This is a genomic window from Umezawaea sp. NPDC059074 (assembly GCF_042738955.1).
In the GTDB taxonomy this organism is placed as follows: Bacteria; Actinomycetota; Actinomycetes; order Mycobacteriales; family Pseudonocardiaceae; genus Umezawaea.
This window is the reverse complement of sequence record NZ_JBHYHC010000095.1, coordinates 14,893-35,321: the sequence shown is the minus strand read 5'-3', so window position 1 is coordinate 35,321 and position 20,429 is coordinate 14,893. Positions and strand designations below refer to the sequence as shown.

Here is a 20,429-nt window from a genome sequence, read left to right as displayed (position 1 = left end):
CCAGGCCGGAAATCGCAGCCACCACCCGACCAGGCCGGAAATCGCAGCCACCACCCGACCAGGCCGGAAATCGCAGCCACCACCCGACCAGGCCGGAAATCGCAGCCACCACCCGACCAGGCCGAAAGCCGCAGCCACCACTCGACCACGCTGGAAGCCGTAGCCGCCACCCGACCACGCCAAGAGCCGAAGCCCAACCCGAAACCCAAGATCAACGCGACGAAAGATCCCTCAACGCCGAAGCCAACCCAGCCAGGTGATCCGTGGCGTCGTTCAACGCATGCCGGTGATCCACCGCCGTGCTAGCCGCCAACGCCTTCCCAGCAGCCGCGACCAGCACGCAGTACCCGTCCACCCCTTCGTCCAACTGCCCCCGCAGCCGCCGAACCCCTTCGATCAACGGCCCCCGATCCAACGGCGGCGCCGTATCCCGAGCCCTCTCCACGGCCTGCAACTGCGCGGACACCGCCCGAATCGCCGAAGCGGCCTCCAGGCTCGTAGCCCGAGCCTGCTCCACGGACGAGTCCGGCACCGAGGTCAACGACGCCGACCCCAACTGCCGAAGCAGTTCCTGCAACGTCTCCTCAGCCTCTTCCAACCGCTGCATCGGCTGCCGAGCCGCCGACGAGTGCGCGGGCAACGGCACCCGCACCGGAGGCGCGGTCAACGCCAGGTGCTGCTTCGCGGCCTTGATCTCCCGCATCTTCGCCCCGGTCCGGAACGCCAGCACCCCGACGACAGCGCCGCCGACGGCCGCCCCGACCCCGACGCCCACCGCGAACACGCCCAGGAACGTGAACAACCCGATCACGGCCAGGACCGCCAGCACGCTGAACCAGACCGTCATCACCCGACTGGCCCGGCGGTGTCTGCGGTCGAGTTTCGCGACCGGGTTGTTCCAGGCGTCCAGACGCCGACGCACTTGGTCCGCGACGGGGCCCTGCAGTTGACCGCTGACCATCTGCGCGATCTCTCCCGCGGTCTTCTTGCGGGGCCCCATCCCGTAGCTCATCGACGTCCCCGGATCAGCCCTGGCTTGCGGGCGGGTTCTGCTGCGGCATCTGCTGGGTCTGCTGCGACTGCTGGACGCGGGCGGCGATCTCCTGCTGGATGCTCGCCGCGGCGCTGTTCGACGAGCCGCTGGTGACCTCGCCCGCGACCTTGCCGCCGCCCATGGAGGCGCGGATCTGCTCCAGGCGGGACGAGCCCGCCATCTGCGTGGTCGACTGCTGGACTTCCAGCATGCGGCCCTGCACGGAGTTCTGCGCCAGCTCCGCGGAGCCGAGGGCGGTGGTGTACCGCTTCTCGATCTTGTCGCGGACCTCGTCCAACGAGGGGGTGTTGCCGGGCGCGGCCAGCTCGGACATCTGGCGCAGCGACGAGGAGACCTGCTCCTGCATCTTCGCCTGCTCCAGCTGGCTGAGCAGCTTGGTGCGCTCGGCGAGCTTGGTCTGGAGGACCATCGCGTTGCGCTCGACGGCCTGCTTCGCCTGGGCCGCCGCCTGCAGCGACTGGTCGTGCAGCGTCTTCAGGTCCTCGATGCCCTGCTCCGCGGTGACGAGCTGCGTGGCGAACATCGTCGCCGCGTTCTCGAACTCCGAGGCCTTCTTCTCGTCGCCCTTGGCCCTGGCCTCGTCGGCGAGCACCAGCGCCTGGCGGGCGGAAGACTGGAGCTTCTCGACCTCGCCGAGCTGGCGGTTGAGCTTCATTTCGAGCTGGCGCTGGTTGCCGATGACCGCGGCCGCCTGCTGGGACAGCGCCTGGTGCTGCCGCTGTGCCTCCTCGATGGCCTGCTGGATCTGCACCTTCGGGTCGGCGTGCTCATCGATCTTCGACGAGAACGACGCCATGAAGTACTTCCACGCCTTCACGAAAGGGTTGGCCATCTCCTACGCCTGCCTTCTCCGTACTTTCCTGGCTCGCGCTCGTGATTGGCAACGACCCGGTGCCGGTGTTGGTTCCATCGTGTCAGTTGTGCCGCGCTGCTTCCACCGACCTGGGGAGATATCCGGGATCACCCTGAGACCGCCCCGCGACTTTCGTCGTCGGCGTGGTCAATCCTCCCCCGCCGCGTCCGGGGATGGTCGGCAACCCCCACTCGGCGTGGCCAACTCGTTGTACGCGACAGCGCCGAGACGGGGTGTCCCCCGCTCGGCGCTGTGATCGCGTGTGTGGATCAGGCCGCCACCACGGCACCGCGCGGTGGACTGATCGAGGTGGACAACCTGTGGCTGAGGACGGGCTGCAGCCGCAGGTCGGACAGGTCGTTGCCGATCACCGCGGGCACGAGCGTGCCCGCGTCCAGACTCGGTTCCAGCCCCGCCTTCGCGGGTTCGGGGCGCTTGGTGAGCGCCGCCGGGCTGGTGACCGGCTCCAGGGCGCCCATGTCACTGGCGACCCGGTTCAGTAGTTCGGACAGGGGCAGGTCCAACGCCTCGCAAATAGCCGCCAGCAACTCGCTGGAGGCTTCTTTGCGGCCACGCTCCACCTCGGACAGGTACCCCAAGCTGACACGGGCGGTCCTGGAGACCTCGCGCAGCGTGCGGCGTTGGGTGGTGCGGGCATGGCGGAGCCGATCACCGATCGCCTCGCGTAGCAGCACGGTCATCGCGCGCCTCCTTCCGGCCGGCCGTGCCCCCACGTTACCGATACACCCGGACAACGGGCAGTTACTTCGGGACACGTCCGCCAAGGGCGAACGAGTGGCGGGGCCGTCGAGTTCCCGGCCCGTTCACCGCTCGGCCACGGAATCCACCGGGCACGTCACCCGGAAGTGCTGGTCAGCCGGGTCACCAGCAGGGCGAGGACGCCGTCGACCGACTGGGACCGCACGGCGTGACGGTCACCACCCAGAGTCATCGTCTCCACCGCGGTTCCGGTCTCGTTCGAGACGGCCACGTGGACCGTGCCGGGCGCGACGCCGTCCTGCGGGTCAGGGCCGGCCACACCGGTCAGCCCCAGGCCCCAGGTCGCCCCGCACCGCGTTCGCGCGCCCACGGCCAACTGGCGGGCCACCTCGGGGTGCACCGCGCCGTGCGCGGCCAGCAGGGCCTCGTCCACGCCCGCGAGCGCGTGCTTCAGGTCGGTCGCGTAGACGACGAGGCCGCCGCGCACGACGGCGCTGGCGCCCGGCACGGACGTCAGCGCGGCCGTCACGAGACCGGCGGTCAACGATTCGGCCGCGGCCACCGTCTCGCCGCGGCTCCGCAGCAGGGCGACGACGGCGGCCGGGTCGGTCACGCGCCCGCCACGGCCCGACGGCCGCGGGCGCGCAGCCGCACGGCGCGGATCACGTAGTCGACGCCCGTCACGACGGTCAGGATCACGGCCGCGCCCATGGCGACCTGGGACACCGGGACCAGCAGCGACGGCAGCGGCAGCAGGTAGAGGCCGATGGCGAAGATCTGCACGAGCGTCTTGGCCTTGCCGCCCCGGCTGGCCGGGATGACGCCGTGCCGGATGACCCAGAACCGAAGCAACGTGACGCCGATCTCGCGGACCGCGATCAGCACGGTCACCCACCACGGCAGTTCGCCGAGCAGGCTCAGGCCGACCAGCGCGGCACCCGTGAGGGCCTTGTCCGCGATCGGGTCGGCGATCTTGCCGAAGTCGGTGATCAGGCCGTGCTTGCGGGCCAGGTTGCCGTCCACGTGGTCGGTGAACGACGCGACCGCGAACACCGCGAACGCGGCCAGCCGCCACCCGGTCTGGTGGCCGTCCGCCGTGAAGAGGGCGGCCAGGAACACCGGGACCAGCACCAACCGCGACATCGTGAGGATGTTCGCGATGTTCAGCAGGGGCACGGGTGTGGCCGCGGGCTCCCCGCCGACGTCGGTCATCGGGGACCGCCCCTCGGCAGGACCTCGAGCGGGGTGCACACCAGGTCGACGCCCTCGGACGAGTCGACGAGGCAGCGGACCAGGTCGCCGACCTTGAGGCCCTCGGCGTCCACGATCACGCACTCGCCGTCGACCTCGGGGGCCTGGTGGGCGGCGCGGCCGACGCAGTCGGACTCCTCGTCCTCCTCGTGCTCGACCAGGACGACCACCTCCTGCCCGACCCGGTCCTCGGCGCGCTGGGAGGTGAGCTCCTCGACCAGCGCCGTGAGACGCGTCACACGGGCGGTGATGGTGTCGGCGTCCAGCTTGTCCGGCAGGTCCTCGGCCTCGGTGCCGTCCTCGTCGGAGTAGCCGAAGACGCCGACCGCGTCGAGCATGCCCTTGGTGAGGAAGCGCTCCAGCTCGGCCACGTCCTCCTCGGTCTCGCCGGGGAAGCCCACGATCACGTTGCTGCGGATGCCCGCCTCGGGCGCCAGCTCGCGGATCTGCTCGATCAGGCCGAGGAACGACTCCGTGGAGCCGAAGCGGCGCATGCGGCGCAGCACGGTCTCGCTGGAGTGCTGGAACGACATGTCGAAGTACTGGGCGACGCCGGGCGTGGTCGCGATCGCCTTCACCAGGCCGGGCTTCGTCTCCGCGGGCTGGAGGTAGGACACCCGGACCCGGTCGATGCCCTCGATCTCGGCGAGCCGGGGCAGGAGCACGTCCAGCGCGCTGCCACCGCCCAGCTCGCGCGGCAGGTCCTTGCCGTAGGAGGTGGAGTTCTCGCTCACCAGGAACAGCTCGCGCACGCCCTGCTCGGCCAGCCAGCGGGCCTCGGCCACGACCTCGTCGGGGTGGCGCGACACGAACGAGCCGCGGAACGACGGGATCGCGCAGAACGAGCAGCGGCGGTCGCAGCCGGACGCGATCTTCAGCGGCGCCACCGGGGCGGTGTCCAGGCGCTTGCGCATGACCTTCGTCGGGCCCCAGCCGTGGCCGGGCACCTGCACGTCGTCCTTGGCGACCGCGGCGGGCCGCTGCACCGGCGTGAGGGGCAGCAGCGTGCGGCGGTCGACCGGCTTGTGCGACTCGATCGTCCGACCGGCGGCCACGTCGTCCAGGCGGGCGGCCAGGTCGGCGTAGTGGTCGAAGCCCAGCACCGCGTCGGCCTCGGGCAGGCTCGACGCCAGCTCCGCGCCGTACCGCTCGGCCATGCACCCGACCGCGACGACCTTCGCCCCGCTGTCCGACGCCGCGAGCAGCGTGTCGATGGAGTCCTTCTTGGCGGATTCGACGAAACCGCAGGTGTTGACCACCACGACGTCCGCGCCGCCGTCGTCGGTGTCGACCAGTTCCCACCCGCCGCTCGTCAGCCGACCGGCGAGTTCTTCCGAGTCGACCTCGTTGCGGGCGCACCCGAGAGTGAGCATGGCGACGCGCTTGGACGTGGTGGGAGTGGACACCGGATCAGAGTAACCGGCGAAGGGCACGGGACTGGAATTCACCTGTGGGACACGTGACGTCGGCGGAATTCCGCCACGGCACTAAATTCACGATCGTGAGCGGTGGCGTAGTCGTGCGAAGGGCCCGCACCAGCGACGTGCGGGCGATGAAGGCACTGGTCGACCAGTACGTCGGGAAGGTGCTGTTGGCGAAACCCCTGGTCACGCTGTACGAGAACGTGCAGGAGTTCTGGGTCGCCGAGGTCGACGGCGTGGTGCAGGGGTGCGGCGCGCTGCACGTCCTGTGGGAGGACCTGGCCGAGATCAGGACGGTCGCGGTCGACCCGCTGGCGCTCGGGCGGGGCCTCGGTCACCGGATCGTGGCGCAGCTCGTGGCCGTGGCGAGGGAGCTGGAGCTGTCGCGGATCTTCGTGCTGACGTTCGAGACGGAGTTCTTCGGCAGGCACGGTTTCGTGGAGATCGACGGCACTCCCGTGTCGCCGGAGGTGTACGAGGAGATCCGCCGCTCGGTCGACGAGGGCGTCGCCGAGTTCCTCGACCTCTCCTACGTGAAGCCGAACACCCTGGGAAATTCCCGGATGCTCCTGCACCTCTAACCGTTCGAACGAACACTAGAAGAGTCCTGGCTGTTACGGTGGCCGGGTGCTCTCCCTCACCGTGGACGAACTCGCGGCACGCGCCGGGCTGCCCAGCAGCACGATCCGGATGTACCAGACGAAAGGCGTCCTGCACCCGCCGCGGAGGCAGGGCCGCGTCGCCCACTACGACGACACGCACCTCGAACGCCTGACGCTCGTCGCCCGGTTGCAGTCGCGCGGCTTCTCGCTGCCCGCCATCGCGGAACTGGTGGCGGCGCGCGAGAAGGGTGCCAGCGTCGCCGCCGTCTTGGGCGTCGGCGACGCGGAGGGCCCGGACGACTGGGTGCGCATCCGCGTCCGAGACATCTCCCGCCTGGTGCCGACCGGCAGCCTCCGCCCGCGCCTGCTGCGCCGGGCCATGCAGTTGGGCTTGGTGCGCTGGCGGCACGGCTGGCCGCACTGCCGCCGGTGGGCGCTGGACGCGGGCAACCGCCTGACCGGCCTCGGCCTGCCGAGCGACGACGTGCTGGACAAGTTCACCGTGCTGCGCGAGGAGACGAACAAGGTCGCGGCCGAGTTCGTCGAGATCTTCGAACGCAGGCTGTGGCCCACCCTGACCGGCGACGAGGACCAACTCGACCGCGTCCGCGCACTCTTGGTGGAGTTGACCTACACCGCCGAGACCGTCGTCATCGGCACCCTGCGCGAATCGATCCGCGACGCCGCCGAGGAGTTCGCGGCCCGCCACGGCCTCCTGCCCAGCGCCGACTTCCGCCCGGCCTGGGTGGACGAGGCGGTCCCGATCGCCGAACGCCTGGTCGACCCGGCCCTCGACACCGACGTCCCGGACGACCCCGCGATCCGCCGCTTCCTCGACCGCGGCGACCAGGACGAGGGCCCCGCGTGAGACCTGCCCGGCACGGGTGTCGAGTCGTTCGAGCCGGTCTGAGGGGTCCGGCTCGCACGCCCCCGTGCCGGGCTCCCCGGACCGGGTGATGATCATTTTCCCGCACGGCGCTTAATCGGCCCTCAGGTCAACGAGTTTTACCGGTCGCGCAAACAACAAGAGGATTCACCCATTGTTATAAAGCATTACGCCGTATAGGGGTGACATAGGAGCCCGGAGTAGAGGTATGAACCACATCACACCTACTCTCTAGGGGGCTCCACTTTGTTCGCGACTTCCCTGCGCCGCACGTCCCGCACCACCGTCGCCGCGGTCATCGCCGTGTTCGCGCTGGTCCTCGGGTCCGGTGTCGCCCAGGCCGCCATCGACGCGCCCGCGGTGACCGACAACTACCTGTTCAGCAAGACGTTGGCGCAGTTCACCGCCATCAAGGCGCAGAAGCCCAACGCCGATCAGCTGGACTGGTCCGACGACGGCTGTTCCTGGTCGCCGGACAACCCGTTCGGGTTCAAGTTCCTGCCCGCGTGCCAGCGGCACGACTTCGGTTACCGGAACTACAAGAAGCAGGGCCGGTTCACCGAGGCGAACCGGCTGCGCATCGACAACAACTTCAAGGCCGACATGTACTTCCAGTGCGCGGGCAACTGGGCGTGCAACCGCACGGCCGACCTGTACTACGCGGCCGTGCGCGAGTTCGGTGCGAGTTCCGTGAGCACCGCCGACGCGGTCTCGAAGTTCAACGTCCAGGCGAAGGCCGCCGCTTTCGCGAAGTAGGCCGGTGAGGGGGCGGGCCGCGACGGCCCGCCCCGTCATTCCTCCGGGTCTCCGCCGCCGCGCATCAGGTACAGCACGGAGTCCAGCTCGTCCGGCTTGATCAGCACCTCGCGGGCCTTCGAGCCCTCGGACGGCCCGACCACGCCGCGCGTCTCCAGCAGGTCCATCAACCGGCCCGCCTTCGCGAAGCCGACGCGCAGCTTGCGCTGGAGCATCGACGTCGAGCCGAACTGGGACGTGACGATCAGCTCGGTCGCCGCGATCAGCACCTCGAGGTCGTCGCCGATGTCGGCGTCGATCTCCTTCTTCTCCCCGGCCTTCGCGGCCGTGACGCCGTCGGTGTACTCCGGCTGCGCCTGGTTCTTGACGAAGTCGACGATCTCGGAGATCTCCTCGTCGCCGACGAACGCGCCCTGCACGCGCACCGACTTCGAGGCGCCCATCGGCAGGTACAGCGCGTCGCCCATGCCGATCAGCTTCTCCGCGCCGGGCTGGTCGAGGATGACCCGCGAGTCGGTCAGCGACGACGTGGCGAACGCCAGCCGCGACGGCACGTTCGTCTTGATCAGACCGGTCACGACGTCCACCGACGGCCGCTGCGTCGCCAGCACCAGGTGGATTCCCGCGGCACGGGCCTTCTGCGTGATGCGGACGATCGCGTCCTCGACGTCGCGCGGCGCGGTCATCATCAGGTCGGCCAGCTCGTCGACGATCGCCATGATGTACGGGTACGGCCGGTAGACGCGCTCGCTGCCGGGCGGCGCGGTGATCTCGCCGGACTTCACCTTCCGGTTGAAGTCGTCGATGTGCCGCACCCGGTTGACCTGCATGTCCTGGTACCGCTGCTCCATCTCCTCCACCAGCCACGACAGCGCGGCGGCCGCCTTCTTCGGCTGGGTGATGATGGGCGTGATCAGGTGCGGGATGCCCTCGTACGGCGTCAGCTCGACCATCTTCGGGTCGATCAGGATCATCCGGACCTCGTCCGGCGTGGCGCGCGCCAGCAGCGACACCAGCATCGAGTTCACGAAGCTCGACTTACCGGAACCCGTCGAACCGGCCACCAGGAGGTGGGGCATCTTCGTGAGGTTCGCCGTGACGAAGTTGCCTTCGATGTCCTTGCCCAGCCCGATGAGCATCGGGTGGTTGTCCTTGATCGTGGTCGGCGCGCGCAGCACGTCGCCCAGCCGCACCATCTCGCGGTCGCTGTTGGGCACCTCGATGCCGACGGCGGACTTGCCGGGGATCGGCGCGAGCAGCCGCACGTTGTCCGTGGCGACGGCGTACGCGATGTTCTTGGTCAGCGCGGTGATCTTCTCGACCTTCACGCCCGGCCCGAGCTCGACCTCGTAGCGGGTCACGGTCGGGCCGCGGGTGAAGCCGGTGACCTGCGCGTCGATCGAGAACTGGTCCAGCACGCCGGAGATGGCCTCGATCATCAGGTCGTTGGCCTTGCTGCGGGTCTTCGGCGCGTCGCCGTCCTTGAGGACGGTCGGCGGCGGCAGCTTGTAGTCGCCCTCGACCGCGCGGGAGACCAGCGGCTCCTTGGGCTTCTCGACCGGCGGCGGCGCCTTCTCCTTGACCGGGGCCCGGCGCGGCGGCGGCGCGGGGACCTCCTCGTCGTCCAGCGGCAGTTCGGGCTGGACCTCGGTCTTCTCCACGGCCTGGCGGCGGTTGCGCGACGGCCTGCGCAGCTTGACCGTCTTGCCCTCCTCCGGGAGGTCGTCGAGGTCCTCGTCGGCGTCGAAGTGCTCGACCTCGCCGGGCTTCACGGCCTCCAGCACTTGGCGCACCGACTTGCCGGTGAACACCAGCACGCCGAACAGGCCGACCAGGATCAGCAGCGGAGCGGCGACCCAGACCGTGAGCCCCTGCGCGAGGAACCCGCCGGACAGGTAGCCGAGCGCGCCGCCCGCGGTGCGGCGGTCCACCGGGTCGTCCGGCAGTCCGCCCAGCAGGTGCAGCAGGCCGAGCACGGCCACGCCGAGCAGCAGCCCGCCGACGACCAGCCGGGGGCGGGTCTCGGGCTTCGGCTCGGTGCGCATCAGGATCACGCCGATGGCGAGCAGGACGAGCGGCAGGACGATGGCCGCGTTGCCGACGGAGCTGCGCACGGCGACGTCGACCCACGACCCGACCGGGCCGCCCGCGCGCCACCAGACGCCCGCGGCGGTGATCACGGCCAGCGCGATGAGCACCACGCCCAGCCCGTCGCGGCGGTGCGCCGGGTCCAGCTCCTTGGTGCGGCCGACCGCGCGGACCATGCCGCCGACACCCCGCGTGACCAGCCCCGCGGCCTTGCCGACGGCCGCGCCGCCGCCACCGGACTTCCGCCGGGCGGGCGCCTTGCGGGCAGGCGCTTTCCGCGCCGGAGCCTTGGCTCGCGTCCCGGACGTGCCCGACCGGGGCTTCGACCCGGTCTTGCCGCGTGTCGTGCCCTTGCCAGAGGTCCCCGTTCGGCCCGCCATAGCGCCCTACCGTATTCCTTTTCTTCGCCACACTGGTCACTTCGGCCACACCGGTCACCGGTGACCGCACCCGATCGGATGTCAGAGGAGTCCAGCCTCATGGTTGCCCGGAACAGGCCGAGCGAACCCTCGACACGCCGTAATCTGCCCGCCGTGTCCACCCCTCTTCTGTGGCGCGTGCTGATCGCGGTCGACCGTGTCGTCGTCGGCGTGACCGGAAGGCTCGAGGTCACCGGCGACATCCCGGCGTCCCTGCGCGGCCGTCCCCTGCTGCTCGCGTCCAACCACATCGGCAACCTCGACCCGATCGTCCTGGTCGCGGCCTGCCGCCGAATCCACGTGTCCCCGCGGTTCATGCTGGCAGGGGGCCTGCTCGACGCCCCGGTGCTCGGCCCGCTGCTCAAGGCGTCCGGCCACCTGCGGGTCGACCGGCGCTCGGCGAACGTCGGCGAGGCCATGCAGCGCAGCGTCGACGCCCTGCAACGCGGCGGTGACCCGATCGCCGTCTACCCCGAGGGCCGCATCAGCCTCGACCCCGGCCTGTGGCCCGAGCGCGGGAAGACCGGGGTGGCGCGGATCGCCCTGACCAGCGGCGCGGTGATCATCCCGGTGAGCCAGTGGGGCGCGCACGAGGCCATGTACTGGGGCAACCTGCACCCGACGGGCTGGCGCGACTTCCTGCCGTACCTGACGTCGTGGTGGCACGCGGTCCGCACCCGCCCCGCCCTGCGGGTCCACTTCGGGTCCCCGGTGGACCTGGCGGACCTCGCGGACGGCAAACCGGGCGACGCCCGCCGCGCCCACGAACGGATCATGCGGGCCATCACGACCGGCCTGGCACCACTGCGAGCCGACGAACCGGACCTGCCGACGTTCCAGGACCCGACCCGACCGACCACGGGCACCAGCCCGTGGCGGCCGTAGCGAGCAGCGGTCCCCGACCGACGACCGCGTCGCGACGGTCGGTAACCGACTTCGTACCTGATGGTGACCCCTCCGTCACCCTGCGCCACCCGCACACTCGGGGGACGCACCGCGACGGAAGGGTTGGCCATGCTGCTCACCGGAAGCCTGCCGAGGATCTCCGACGGTTACGTCGGACAGGTCATGAACTACCACGACGCCGTGACCAGGGGCTGCCACGAGTTGGCCGCCGAGTACAAGGTCAAGGTGGAGTACGAGGGCAAGCTGATCTGGGACCACGAGTACTCGAACGGGCTGAGGTTGTTCGTCGGGAACGACGACCCGGCGCTCGCGCGGGTCGTCGAGGAACTCGGGAGCGGGGGCCGGGCGTGGACGGCGGGCATGATCGACCTGCCCGCCGACCGGATCGCGGCGCTGTCCGGGGAGCAGTGGCGGACCGCGCCCCGGACGCCCCCGCTGCTGTGCGTGGACGACGGGAAGCCGGGCTTCCACTTCGAGGACGGCGACCCCGGTGAGCGGCACGTGTTCGTCGCGGCCACCCGCGCGCCGACCGTGGACGACCTGCACGCCCAAAAGGGGCACCGACGTCGAGACCCGGCGGACGGGTGCCGCACGGAGAAGTCCGACAAGGGTGAGGCGAAGATCAACGCTATGGCGGAGTTGACCATCCGCCCCGCCGTCGGCGGTGGAGCGCCCGCGAGCCTCGCCGTGAACGCGGACCTGTTCACCTGGAACGGGTTCAGCGTCATCGGCGGGTGGGGGCGCGCGGACAGCGCCCAGTGCCGCGTGGTCGTCGGCCTCTACGAGACGTCGACGCCGACCTACGGGCCCGCGCTGGTGGAGCGGGTCCACGACGTCGTGGTCGGCGGCTCCCTGTCGTACACGGCCGACCTCGGCAAGGTGACCACCGGTCACGACTACCGGGTCCAGTGGTCGGTGGCGCGACCCGACAACGACGGGACGCGCGACCGGCAGAACGGCGTGATCGTGGAGGGCACCTTCGTCGTCACGGCGTGATCCGTCCACTTCGGACCCCTATGTTCGCGTCTCGACTGAACTCCTCGGGCCCGGCGCCCGTGTCCTGGCTGACTTCCCGGCCAGACGAGCGCCGGGCGCGATGGAGGAGAGACATGCGTTACACCGCCGGAGTCCTGCTGGGTGCCCTCGCGTTGACCGGTGGTCTGACCGCCTGCTCCTCGGGGTCCGAGCCCACGGCGGCGGCGGGCACGCCGTCGACCACCGCGTCGTCGTCGGCGCCCGCCGCGTTCCTGGAGTTGGCCGCTCCCAGGGACTCCGGGACGCAGCCGGTCGGCCTCACGTACAACAAGGACCTGATCCCGTTGGCGTCGAAGGTGGCCGTTTCGTCCGAAAAGGACAACGGTGGGACGAAGATCACCCTGGCCGTCGAGGGCCTGCTGCCGAACCACGAGTACGGCGCGCACGTCCACACCAAGCCATGCGGCGTGAAGCCCGCCGACGCGGGCCCCCACTACCAGGACAAGAAGGACCCGGTGTCCCCGTCGGTCGACCCGGCGTTCGCCAACACGGACAACGAGATCTGGCTGGACATGACCACCGACGCCAAGGGCGCGGCCACCACGACCGCGTCGGTGAAGTGGACGTTCCGACCGGGCGAGGCCAACGCGGTCGTCCTGCACGCCTCCCACACCATGACGATGGCGGGCATGGCGGGCACCGCGGGCGACCGCCTGGCCTGCGTCACGACAACCTTCTAGACACGTCGGCGCGTGGAGTCTCGGGGGCTCCACGCGCCGACGGGGTTCCGCGGGGTGGGGGTGGTGGAAGGCTTCCACCACCCCCGCCTCGACACGACTAGCTGTGCACCAGTTCGCGTTCCGGCTCGTCCGCCTCGGCGGGCTTCTTGCGGGTGAAGCGTTCCTTCGTGTTCTCGACCATCGTGTACAGCGTCGGCACCAGCACGAGGGTCAGCAGGGTCGAGCTGATCAGGCCGCCGATGACCACCACGGCCAACGGCTGGGAGATGAAGCCGCCGCTGCCGGTGATGCCCAACGCCATGGGGGCCAAGGCGAAGATGGTCGCGGCGGCGGTCATGAGGATGGGGCGCAACCTGCGCCTGCCGCCCTCGATCACCGCTTCCTGGATGCCCATCCCCTGTGCCCGGTACTGGTTGATGAGGTCCATCAGCACGATCGCGTTGGTCACCACGATGCCGACGAGCATCAGCACGCCGATCAGCGCGGGCACGCCCAGCGCGGTGTCCGTGGCCAGCAGCAGCACGATGGCGCCGGTGGCCGCGAACGGGATGGAGACCAGCAGGATCAAGGGCTGGATGAGGCTGCGGAACGTGACCACCATGATCAGGAACACGATCGCGATGGCCACCAGCAGCGCGAGGCCGAGGTCGCCGAACGCGGACTGCTGGTCCGCGCTGACGCCGCCGATCGAGAACGCCGCGCCCGCGGGCAGGGTCAGCCCGTCGAGCTTCTTCTGCAACTCCGCGGTGACCGCGCCGATGTTCTGGTCGGTCGCGGTGGCCGAGACCGTGACGCTGCGGTCGCCGTCGACGCGCTTGATCTGCACCGGGCCGTCGACCTGCGCGACCGTGGCGATGTCGCCGAGCTTGAGGCCACCGGCCAGCGGCAGCGCCTTGACCTGCTCCAGGTCCGCGGGGGCCGCGCCGCCGCGGAGCACCACGTCCTGCTGCTCGCCGTCGAGCGTGAGCTGGCCGATCGTGGCACCGCGGAACGCCTGCGCCACGAGCTGGCCGACGGCCGCGTCGGTGAGGCCGGTCGGGGCCGCCGCCGCGCGGTTGAGGGTGATCTGGACGCGCGGAGCGCTGTCGCCGAGGTCGCTGGTCACGTCGGCGAGGCCGGTCGTGCCCTGGACCGCGTCGCGGACCTGGTCGGACGCCGTGCGCAGCACGTCCGCGTCGGCCGCCGTGACGGACACGGCCACGGTGTTGGCGTTGAAGCCGCCGCCACCGCCGCCCGCGCCGACGGTGATGTCACCGGCGTCGGTCAACGCCTCGGTGCGCTTGCGCAGGTCCGCCTCGATGGCGGGCGTGTCGCTGTCCTCCTTCAACGTCACCGAGAACGACGCCGTGGACGAGTTCCCGCCGCCGCCGAAGGCCGCGAAACCCTGCTGCGAGCCGATGGTGACCTGGTAGGTCTGGACGGCGTCGATCTCGCCGAGCAGGCCCTCGACCTTCTTGGCCGCCGCGTCGGTGGCCGCGAGGCTCGTGCCGACGGGCATCTCCTGCTTGAGGCTCAGGGTGTTCTGGCCGGAGGAGTCGATGAAGTTGGTCTGGAGCAACGGCACCAGGCCGAGCGTGCCGATGAACACGACGACCGCGATCAGCACCGTGACCAGCCGCCTGCGCGTGGCGAACCGCAGGATCGGCACGTAGATCCGCTGGAGGATGTTCTTGCGCTCGCGCTCGGCGGCCTCGGGGCCGTCTTCCTTGCCCGGCTTGAGGAACCAGAACGCCAGCACGGGGATCACGGTCAGCGACACCAGCAGCGACGCGACGAGCGCGACCGTGACGGTGATGGCGAACGCCGAGAACAGCTGGCCGATCAGCCCGCCGACCACCGCGATCGGCAGGAACACCGCGACCGTCGTCAACGTCGACGCGGTCACCGCGCCCGCGACCTCGCGCACGCCATCGAGCACGGCCCGTCGCTTGTCCTCGCCGTAGGAGAGATGTCGCTTGATGTTCTCCAGCACCACGATCGAGTCGTCCACGACCCGGCCGATGGCGATGGTCAGGCCGCCGAGCGTGAGGACGTTCAGCGAGTAGTCGCCGATCCACAGCGCGATCAGCGCGACCAGCACCGACAGCGGGATCGACACGGCCGTGACCAGCGTCGAGCGCAGCGAGAACAGGAAGACCAGGATCACCAGGACGGCGAACAGCAGGCCCAGCGCGCCCTCGGACGTGAGGCCCTCGATGGACTTCTCCACGAACGGGGCCTGGTCGAACACGATCGTCAGCGCGGCGCCGCCGCCGAGCGCCGAGGCGAGCTGCGGCAGCTTGTCGCGCACCGCGTGCGACAGCGCGACCGCGTTGCCGTCGGGCGCAAGCGTCATCGAGATGCCGAGGCTGTCCTTGCCGTTGGTGCGGGTGATGGACGTGGCGGGCGCGGGGCCCTGCTCGATCGTCGCGACGTCGCCGAGACGCGCGCCGGACACCCGCAGGTCACGAACCTCGTCCACAGTGGACAGCTTGCCGCCGACCTGGACGCTCAGGCTCTTGTCGCCCTCGGTCAGCGTGCCCGCCGGGATGGAGACCCCGTTGGCGCGCAACGCTTCCGGGATCGCCGTCGGCGCGACCTTGGCGGCCGCCATCTTCGCCGGGTCCGGGACGATCGACAGGTTCTGCTTGCGCGCGCCGGTCACGGCGGCCTCGCGGACCCCGGTCATCGCCTGGAGCTCGGGCAGGACGTTCTTCGTCACCTTGTCGGCCAGCTCGCGCTGGTCGGTGTCGGCGCTGACCGCCAGGACGACGGCCGGGAGGTTGTCGGTGCTGCCCGCGATGACCTGCGGGTCGACGCCCTCGGGCAGCTGGGTGCGGATGCGCGTCAACGCCTGCTGGAGGTCGTTGACGACGTCGGCGACGGGCAGCCCGAAGTCGAACTGCACCTGCACGGTCGCGGCCCCGTCACGGGACGTCGAGGTCACGTCCGTGACGCCCGCGACGCCGCGGACGGCGGTCTCGATCGGCTTCGCGACCTGCTCCTCGACCAGCTCCGGGTTGGCGCCCTGGAACGGCGCGACGACCACGGCGGCCGGGAACTCCAGGGAGGGCAGCAGTTCCTGCTTGAGGGAAGGGATCGCGTAGATCCCGAACGCGGTGGCGATGATCGCCACCAACGCCACCAAGGCGCGGTTGGCGAGGCTCAGTCTGGCCAACGAGGTCATGTGGGGACTCCAGCTAGACGTTTAGCCTGGGACAGACATTTCGTGGGAAGCGAAAGATTAACGCATCCGGGTGAGGCTGTTACCTTCACCCGGTGCGGGACGTGGAAAAGGGACATCTGGTCGAACGGGTCGTGCAAGCCCAGAAGCGGTTGCAGAGACAGGTCGCGTCCACCCACACCAACCCCCTGTTGCAGGTCAACCTCACGATGCAGCAGCTCAAAGTGCTGTTGATGCTGTCGATGGGCGAAGCGCGCTCCAGCCAGGAGCTGACCCGCGGACTCGGCGTCGGGCCCGCGACCGTCACCGGACTGGTCGACCGCCTCGCGGCGCAGGGACTCGTCGAACGGCGCGAAGACCCCCAGGACCGCCGCGTCCGACTCGTGGAGCCTACCGAATCGGGCCGCGCCCTCGTGGCGCGATTGGAAGCGGCGGGGACGGACCACTTCCGCGGGTTGTTGACGACGTTGGACGTCGAGGACCTGGTCGCGCTGGAGCGGATCGTCGGGCGGCTGACGGCCGCGGCGATCGAAGCCGCGGGGTAGCTCCCCTCCTTTCTTGAGCGATCGCTCAAATAGGGCTACCCTCGCGTTTGAGCGATCGCTCAACTCGGAGGGGGAGACCGTGAACAGCAGTGATGTCGTGGATCGGTGGAGCCTGGCCGCGGTTCAGGCAGGGCCGTTGATGTGGCGGCTTGTCGGGGCGGCGTTGGGGGTGGGAGGCGTCGGTGGGGCGGTCATGGTTCTGCCGGTGCTGGTGCTCGGGGCCGAGGCCATGAATCCCGTCAGCGGTGTCCTCGCGGTGGTGTTGCCACTGGCGCTGGCGGTGATGATCGGGCTGCACCTCGTGGCGATCACCGACCAGGGGCCGGGTCGGTCCCACCGGGCGCTCGTCCGGGCCACGGCCGCGAGCCTCCTGCTGATCACGGCGGCCCAGGTGGTGCCGAACGCGGCCGAACTCGGCTTCGACCTCTCCGGCGTGGCGTCCCTGCTGGTCATCCCGTTCATCGGAGCCTTCTACGGCCTGATGCCCGCGGCGGCGACCGCGGTGGTCCTGGTGCTCGGCGTGCTCGTCCTTCGGGCGTTGCGGGTGCCGGTGTCGTTGCGGACGACGACGGTGGGGATGACGGTGGTCGCCGTGGCGGTGACCTCGGCGTTCACGCTGTGGGTCACCGACTGGTTCCGGGCCGAGATCGCCGTCGGGATGGCCGCGGCGGTGGCGGGGACGGGTGTGTTGCTCACCGCCAGGTGGTGTCTGGTAGACCGGCGGGTATGACTGATCAGCGGCGGGCGGACACTCGGGACCGGCTGATCGACAGCGCCATCGAGACGTTGAGGACCCACGGGATCGCGGGGACGTCCGCTCGGACCATCGCGGCCACGGGCGGGGTCAACCAGGCGTTGATCTTCTACCACTTCGGTGGGATGGAGGCGTTGCTCGCCGAGGCCTGTCGGCGGACCACCGAGCGGCGGGTCGCGTTGTACCGGGATCGGTTCGCGACTGTTCGGTCGTTGCGGGAGTTGCTGGCCGCCGGGCGGGAGATCCACGCCGCGGAGAAGGCTTCCGGGAATGTCGCGGTGCTGGCCCAGTTGTTGGCTGCCGGACAGACGGACGCCGCGTTGGGGAAAGTCACCGCCGACGCTTTGGCGTTGTGGGTCGTGGAGATCGAAGCGGTGCTGACCCGGTTGCTTCGAGGGTCGCCGTTGGCGGATGTGGTGGACGCGGGCGGGTTGAGCCGGGCCGTGTCCGCGGCGTTCGTGGGGATGGAGTTGTACGAGGGGGTCGACGCCGAGGGCGGGGGTGCCGCGTTGGACGCTCTCGACCAGCTGGGGGCATTGGTGGAGGTTGTCGAGGAGCTCGGGCCGTTGGCTCGGCGGGCGGTGCGAGGGCGAATTCGGCGGGGCGTCGTGAAGCCGTAGACGCACAACGGGGCCGCCCGGAGGCGGCCCCGTGAGGGAACTAGATGGCGATGATCGTCGGCACGATCATCGGCCTGCGCCGATAGGTCTCGGCGACCCAGCGGCCGACCACCCTGCGCACCGCTTGCGCGATCCGGTGGGTGTCGGTGATGCCCTCGGCCTCGGTCCGTGACAGCTCCATCTCGACCAGCGCCACGGCCTGGTCCAGGGCCTTCGGGTCGTCCGAGAAGCCTCGGCCGGACACCGTGGGCGGGGAGACCGCGCGGCCGGAGTTGGTGTCGATGGCGACGCTGATGGAGATGAAGCCGCCCTCGCCCAGGACCAACCGGTCGGACAGGGTGGACTCGCCGACGTCGCCCACGGACAGGCCGTCCACGTAGACGTGGCCCACGACGACGCGGCCCGAGACCGCGGCCTTGCCGTCGACCATGTCGACCACGACGCCGTCCTCGGCGATGACCACGTGCGCCGGGTCCACGCCGGTGCTGACCGCCAGTGCGGCGTTGGCGCGCAGGTGGCGCCACTCGCCGTGGACCGGCATGACGTTGCTCGGGCGGACGGCGTTGTAGAGGAACAGCAGTTCGCCCGCGGGCGAGTGGCCGGAGACGTGGACCTTGGCGTTGCCCTGGTGGACCACGGTCGCGCCCAGCCTGGCCAGGCCGTTGACCACGCCGAACACGGCGTTCTCGTTGCCGGGGATCAGGGAGCTGGCCAGGACGATGGTGTCGCCCGCTTGGATGGAGATCTGGCGGTGCTCGCCGCGCGCCATCCTGGACAGGGCCGACAGCGGCTCGCCCTGCGAGCCGGTGGAGACGAAGAGGACCTGGTTCTCCGGGAGGCGCATGGCCTCGTCGAGGTCCACGAACAGGCCGTTCGGGACCTTGAGGAGGCCCAACTCCGCGGCGATGCCCATGTTGCGGACCATCGAGCGGCCGACCAGCGCCACGCGGCGGCCGTGGGCCACCGCCACGTCCAGGACCTGTTGGACGCGGTGCACGTGGCTGGCGAAGCAGGCCACGATGACGCGCTGGCTGGCCTTGCGGATGACGTTGTCGAGGACCGGGCCGATCTCGCGTTCCGGGACCACGAAGCCGGGGACCTCGGCGTTCGTGGAGTCCACCAGGAACAGGTCGACGCCCTCGTCACCGAGGCGGGAGAAGCCCGCGAGGTCGGTGAGGCGGCCGTCGAGCGGGAGCTGGTCGAGTTTGATGTCACCGGTGTGCAGCACGAGGCCCGCGGCCGTGCGGATGGCCACCGCCAGTGCGTCCGGGATGGAGTGGTTGACCGCGAAGAACTCCAGGTCGAACGGCCCGTACGAGCGGCGTTCGCCCTCCTTGACCTCGACGACCTTGGGGATCTGGCGGTGTTCGCGGCACTTCGCGGTGAGCAGCGCGAGGGTGAAGCGGGAGCCCACGACCGGCAGGTCGGGGCGGAGCTTCAGCAGGAACGGGACCGCGCCGATGTGGTCCTCGTGGCCGTGGGTGAGGACGAGCGCGTCGATGTCCTCGAGGCGGTCCTCGATGGCGCGGAAGTCCGGGAGGATCAGGTCGACGCCCGGCTGGTCGTCTTCCGGGAAGAGCACGCCGCAGTCCACGATGAGCAGCCGTCCGGCGTGCTCGAACACGGTCATGTTGCGGCCGACCTCGCCGATGCCGCCGAGGGCGACGATCCGAAGACCGCCCTCGGGCAGCGCGGGCGGAGTCGTGGTGGGCACGTTCATGCAGAAACCCCAAGGGAAATGGCGGCCGCTGCGAGATCGGCGGCTATCGTGCTGATCTCGTCCGGCGTGGATGGCACCAACGGCAGCCTCGGGTCGCCCACGTCGACACCGCGCAGCCGCAGCCCCGCCTTCGCGTAGGTGACACCGGGCATCCGGGTGAAGGGCTGGAGCAACGGCAGCAGGCCGTGGCTGATCGCCCGCGCTCCCGCACCGTCGCCCGCTTCGTAAGCGTCGATCATCGAGCGAATGCGGTCCGCGGCGAAGTGGCCGATCACGCTCACCACGCCGACGGCGCCGACCGAGAGCCACGGCAGGTTCAGCGGGTCGTCACCGGAGTAGTACGCCAACTCGGTGGTCGCCATCACGCGCTGCCCGGCGTGCAGGTCGCCCTTGGCGTCCTTCACGGCGACGATGCGCGGGTGCTCCGCCAACTCCTGGAGGGTGGCGACCTCGATCGGCACGATGGTGCGCGGAGGGATGTCGTACAGCATCACGGGGACGTCGACGGCGTCGGCGACCGCGGTGAAGTGCGCGACGAGACCGCGCTGCGTGGGCCGCGAGTAGTACGGCGTGACCACGAGGAGGCCGTGCGCGCCCGCGGCCTCGGCCTGCTCGGCCGCGCGGACGCTGTGGGCGGTGTCGTACGAGCCCGCGCCGCTGACCACGGTCGCGCGGTCGCCGACGGCCTCGACGACGGCGCGGATCAGGTCGGCCTTCTCGGCCTCGTTGGTCGTGGGGCTCTCACCCGTCGTGCCGTTGATCACGAGACCGTCGTTGCCCAGCTCGACCAGGTACTTGGCGAGCTGCTGCGCCTTGTCCAGGTCCGCTGCCCCACGGGCGTCGAACGGGGTCACCATGGCGGTGAGCACGCGGCCGAAAGGGCGGCCGGGTGAGGCAGTCGGGCATCCGGTCATGGGGCAAACGCTACCTCCAGTGCGACCACCGGTAACCACCGA

General features: G+C 70.3%; 19 protein-coding genes. 9 read left to right on the top strand and 10 right to left on the bottom strand.

What is annotated here, in order from left to right:
* Window positions 1–211 precede the first annotated feature (211 nt).
* The 6 genes from ACFWW9_RS32605 to rimO all read right to left on the bottom strand — a co-directional run bounded on the left by ACFWW9_RS32605 (window position 212) and on the right by rimO (window position 5,251).
* Window positions 212–1,012 carry a hypothetical protein gene (locus ACFWW9_RS32605; protein ID WP_390385905.1) on the bottom strand — a complete coding sequence of 267 codons (801 nt, stop codon included), beginning with the start codon at window positions 1,010–1,012 and terminating at the stop codon, window positions 212–214.
* 13 nt (window positions 1,013–1,025) lie between these two features.
* The gene (locus ACFWW9_RS32600) at window positions 1,026–1,886 is read right to left on the bottom strand and encodes a PspA/IM30 family protein (RefSeq protein WP_390385903.1); all 861 of its coding nucleotides are present in this window, start codon (window positions 1,884–1,886) and stop codon (window positions 1,026–1,028) included.
* Between the two features lie 290 nt (window positions 1,887–2,176).
* The gene (locus ACFWW9_RS32595) at window positions 2,177–2,608 is read right to left on the bottom strand and encodes a helix-turn-helix domain-containing protein (RefSeq protein WP_390385901.1); all 432 of its coding nucleotides are present in this window, start codon (window positions 2,606–2,608) and stop codon (window positions 2,177–2,179) included.
* A gap of 155 nt (window positions 2,609–2,763) precedes the next feature.
* Entirely contained in the window at window positions 2,764–3,240 is a 477-nt protein-coding gene (locus tag ACFWW9_RS32590; RefSeq protein WP_390385899.1) for a CinA family protein, read from the bottom strand.
* Window positions 3,237–3,839, bottom strand: a complete 603-nt coding sequence (gene pgsA, locus ACFWW9_RS32585) for a CDP-diacylglycerol--glycerol-3-phosphate 3-phosphatidyltransferase (RefSeq protein ID WP_390385897.1) — start codon at window positions 3,837–3,839, stop codon at window positions 3,237–3,239. Before pgsA ends, ACFWW9_RS32590 begins: the two co-directional genes overlap by 4 nt.
* Window positions 3,836–5,251: a 30S ribosomal protein S12 methylthiotransferase RimO gene (gene rimO / locus ACFWW9_RS32580; protein WP_390385909.1), complete on the bottom strand. Its 1,416-nt coding sequence runs from the start codon at window positions 5,249–5,251 to the stop codon at window positions 3,836–3,838. Before rimO ends, pgsA begins: the two co-directional genes overlap by 4 nt.
* A gap of 128 nt (window positions 5,252–5,379) precedes the next feature.
* On the opposite strand from rimO, the gene ACFWW9_RS32575 reads away from it, so the two are divergent.
* From ACFWW9_RS32575 to ACFWW9_RS32565, 3 genes are all read left to right on the top strand, one after another.
* Window positions 5,380–5,880, top strand: a complete 501-nt coding sequence (locus tag ACFWW9_RS32575; protein ID WP_390385895.1) for an amino-acid N-acetyltransferase — start codon at window positions 5,380–5,382, stop codon at window positions 5,878–5,880.
* A gap of 46 nt (window positions 5,881–5,926) precedes the next feature.
* Entirely contained in the window at window positions 5,927–6,769 is an 843-nt protein-coding gene (locus ACFWW9_RS32570) for a MerR family transcriptional regulator (protein WP_390385893.1), read from the top strand.
* A gap of 264 nt (window positions 6,770–7,033) precedes the next feature.
* Window positions 7,034–7,543 (top strand): phospholipase, encoded by a 510-nt coding sequence (locus ACFWW9_RS32565; RefSeq protein WP_390385891.1) that lies wholly within the window; start codon window positions 7,034–7,036, stop codon window positions 7,541–7,543.
* Between the two features lie 35 nt (window positions 7,544–7,578).
* On the opposite strand, the gene ACFWW9_RS32560 is transcribed toward ACFWW9_RS32565, so the two are convergent.
* On the bottom strand, window positions 7,579–10,011 hold the full coding sequence (locus tag ACFWW9_RS32560; RefSeq protein WP_390385889.1) for a DNA translocase FtsK 4TM domain-containing protein: 2,433 nt from the start codon (window positions 10,009–10,011) through the stop codon (window positions 7,579–7,581).
* 99 nt (window positions 10,012–10,110) lie between these two features.
* Between ACFWW9_RS32560 and ACFWW9_RS32555 the strand changes: the two genes are divergently transcribed.
* The 3 genes from ACFWW9_RS32555 to ACFWW9_RS32545 all read left to right on the top strand — a co-directional run bounded on the left by ACFWW9_RS32555 (window position 10,111) and on the right by ACFWW9_RS32545 (window position 12,671).
* Window positions 10,111–10,935 (top strand): lysophospholipid acyltransferase family protein, encoded by an 825-nt coding sequence (locus ACFWW9_RS32555; protein WP_390385887.1) that lies wholly within the window; start codon window positions 10,111–10,113, stop codon window positions 10,933–10,935.
* 129 nt (window positions 10,936–11,064) lie between these two features.
* Window positions 11,065–11,952 carry a hypothetical protein gene (locus ACFWW9_RS32550; protein WP_390385885.1) on the top strand — a complete coding sequence of 296 codons (888 nt, stop codon included), beginning with the start codon at window positions 11,065–11,067 and terminating at the stop codon, window positions 11,950–11,952.
* A gap of 113 nt (window positions 11,953–12,065) precedes the next feature.
* The gene (locus ACFWW9_RS32545) at window positions 12,066–12,671 is read left to right on the top strand and encodes a superoxide dismutase family protein (RefSeq protein ID WP_390385883.1); all 606 of its coding nucleotides are present in this window, start codon (window positions 12,066–12,068) and stop codon (window positions 12,669–12,671) included.
* 97 nt (window positions 12,672–12,768) lie between these two features.
* On the opposite strand, the gene ACFWW9_RS32540 is transcribed toward ACFWW9_RS32545, so the two are convergent.
* On the bottom strand, window positions 12,769–15,837 hold the full coding sequence (locus tag ACFWW9_RS32540) for an efflux RND transporter permease subunit (protein WP_390385881.1): 3,069 nt from the start codon (window positions 15,835–15,837) through the stop codon (window positions 12,769–12,771).
* A 92-nt stretch (window positions 15,838–15,929) separates the two neighbouring features.
* On the opposite strand from ACFWW9_RS32540, the gene ACFWW9_RS32535 reads away from it, so the two are divergent.
* The 3 genes from ACFWW9_RS32535 to ACFWW9_RS32525 all read left to right on the top strand — a co-directional run bounded on the left by ACFWW9_RS32535 (window position 15,930) and on the right by ACFWW9_RS32525 (window position 17,753).
* Entirely contained in the window at window positions 15,930–16,379 is a 450-nt protein-coding gene (locus tag ACFWW9_RS32535) for a MarR family winged helix-turn-helix transcriptional regulator (RefSeq protein ID WP_390385879.1), read from the top strand.
* Window positions 16,380–16,572: 193 nt separating this feature from the next.
* The gene (locus ACFWW9_RS32530; protein ID WP_390385877.1) at window positions 16,573–17,109 is read left to right on the top strand and encodes a hypothetical protein; all 537 of its coding nucleotides are present in this window, start codon (window positions 16,573–16,575) and stop codon (window positions 17,107–17,109) included.
* The gene (locus tag ACFWW9_RS32525) at window positions 17,106–17,753 is read left to right on the top strand and encodes a TetR/AcrR family transcriptional regulator (RefSeq protein WP_390385875.1); all 648 of its coding nucleotides are present in this window, start codon (window positions 17,106–17,108) and stop codon (window positions 17,751–17,753) included. The genes ACFWW9_RS32530 and ACFWW9_RS32525 overlap by 4 nt, the downstream gene beginning before the upstream one ends.
* A gap of 40 nt (window positions 17,754–17,793) precedes the next feature.
* Here ACFWW9_RS32525 and ACFWW9_RS32520 read toward each other — a convergent pair whose 3' ends face one another.
* Together ACFWW9_RS32520 and dapA are read right to left on the bottom strand one after the other, a co-directional pair.
* Window positions 17,794–19,473, bottom strand: a complete 1,680-nt coding sequence (locus tag ACFWW9_RS32520; RefSeq protein ID WP_390385873.1) for a ribonuclease J — start codon at window positions 19,471–19,473, stop codon at window positions 17,794–17,796.
* A complete protein-coding gene (gene dapA, locus ACFWW9_RS32515; RefSeq protein WP_390385871.1) occupies window positions 19,470–20,387 on the bottom strand; it encodes a 4-hydroxy-tetrahydrodipicolinate synthase in 918 nt (305 codons plus the stop codon). Before dapA ends, ACFWW9_RS32520 begins: the two co-directional genes overlap by 4 nt.
* Window positions 20,388–20,429: the final 42 nt, after the last annotated feature.

What these genes read in the sequence shown, in the direction of transcription:
- ACFWW9_RS32605 (WP_390385905.1), bottom strand. Translation starts at nt 1,012, where the DNA reads ATGAGCTACGGGATGGGGCCCCGCAAGAAGACCGCGGGAGAGATCGCG.
- ACFWW9_RS32600 (WP_390385903.1), bottom strand. Translation starts at nt 1,886, where the DNA reads ATGGCCAACCCTTTCGTGAAGGCGTGGAAGTACTTCATGGCGTCGTTC.
- ACFWW9_RS32595 (WP_390385901.1), bottom strand. Translation starts at nt 2,608, where the DNA reads ATGACCGTGCTGCTACGCGAGGCGATCGGTGATCGGCTCCGCCATGCC.
- pgsA (WP_390385897.1), bottom strand. Translation starts at nt 3,839, where the DNA reads ATGACCGACGTCGGCGGGGAGCCCGCGGCCACACCCGTGCCCCTGCTG.
- rimO (WP_390385909.1), bottom strand. Translation starts at nt 5,251, where the DNA reads ATGCTCACTCTCGGGTGCGCCCGCAACGAGGTCGACTCGGAAGAACTC.
- ACFWW9_RS32560 (WP_390385889.1), bottom strand. Translation starts at nt 10,011, where the DNA reads ATGGCGGGCCGAACGGGGACCTCTGGCAAGGGCACGACACGCGGCAAG.
- ACFWW9_RS32555 (WP_390385887.1), top strand. Translation starts at nt 10,111, where the DNA reads ATGGTTGCCCGGAACAGGCCGAGCGAACCCTCGACACGCCGTAATCTG.
- ACFWW9_RS32550 (WP_390385885.1), top strand. Translation starts at nt 11,065, where the DNA reads ATGCTGCTCACCGGAAGCCTGCCGAGGATCTCCGACGGTTACGTCGGA.
- ACFWW9_RS32545 (WP_390385883.1), top strand. Translation starts at nt 12,066, where the DNA reads ATGCGTTACACCGCCGGAGTCCTGCTGGGTGCCCTCGCGTTGACCGGT.
- ACFWW9_RS32540 (WP_390385881.1), bottom strand. Translation starts at nt 15,837, where the DNA reads ATGACCTCGTTGGCCAGACTGAGCCTCGCCAACCGCGCCTTGGTGGCG.
- ACFWW9_RS32530 (WP_390385877.1), top strand. Translation starts at nt 16,573, where the DNA reads ATGGTTCTGCCGGTGCTGGTGCTCGGGGCCGAGGCCATGAATCCCGTC.
- ACFWW9_RS32525 (WP_390385875.1), top strand. Translation starts at nt 17,106, where the DNA reads ATGACTGATCAGCGGCGGGCGGACACTCGGGACCGGCTGATCGACAGC.
- ACFWW9_RS32520 (WP_390385873.1), bottom strand. Translation starts at nt 19,473, where the DNA reads ATGAACGTGCCCACCACGACTCCGCCCGCGCTGCCCGAGGGCGGTCTT.
- dapA (WP_390385871.1), bottom strand. Translation starts at nt 20,387, where the DNA reads ATGACCGGATGCCCGACTGCCTCACCCGGCCGCCCTTTCGGCCGCGTG.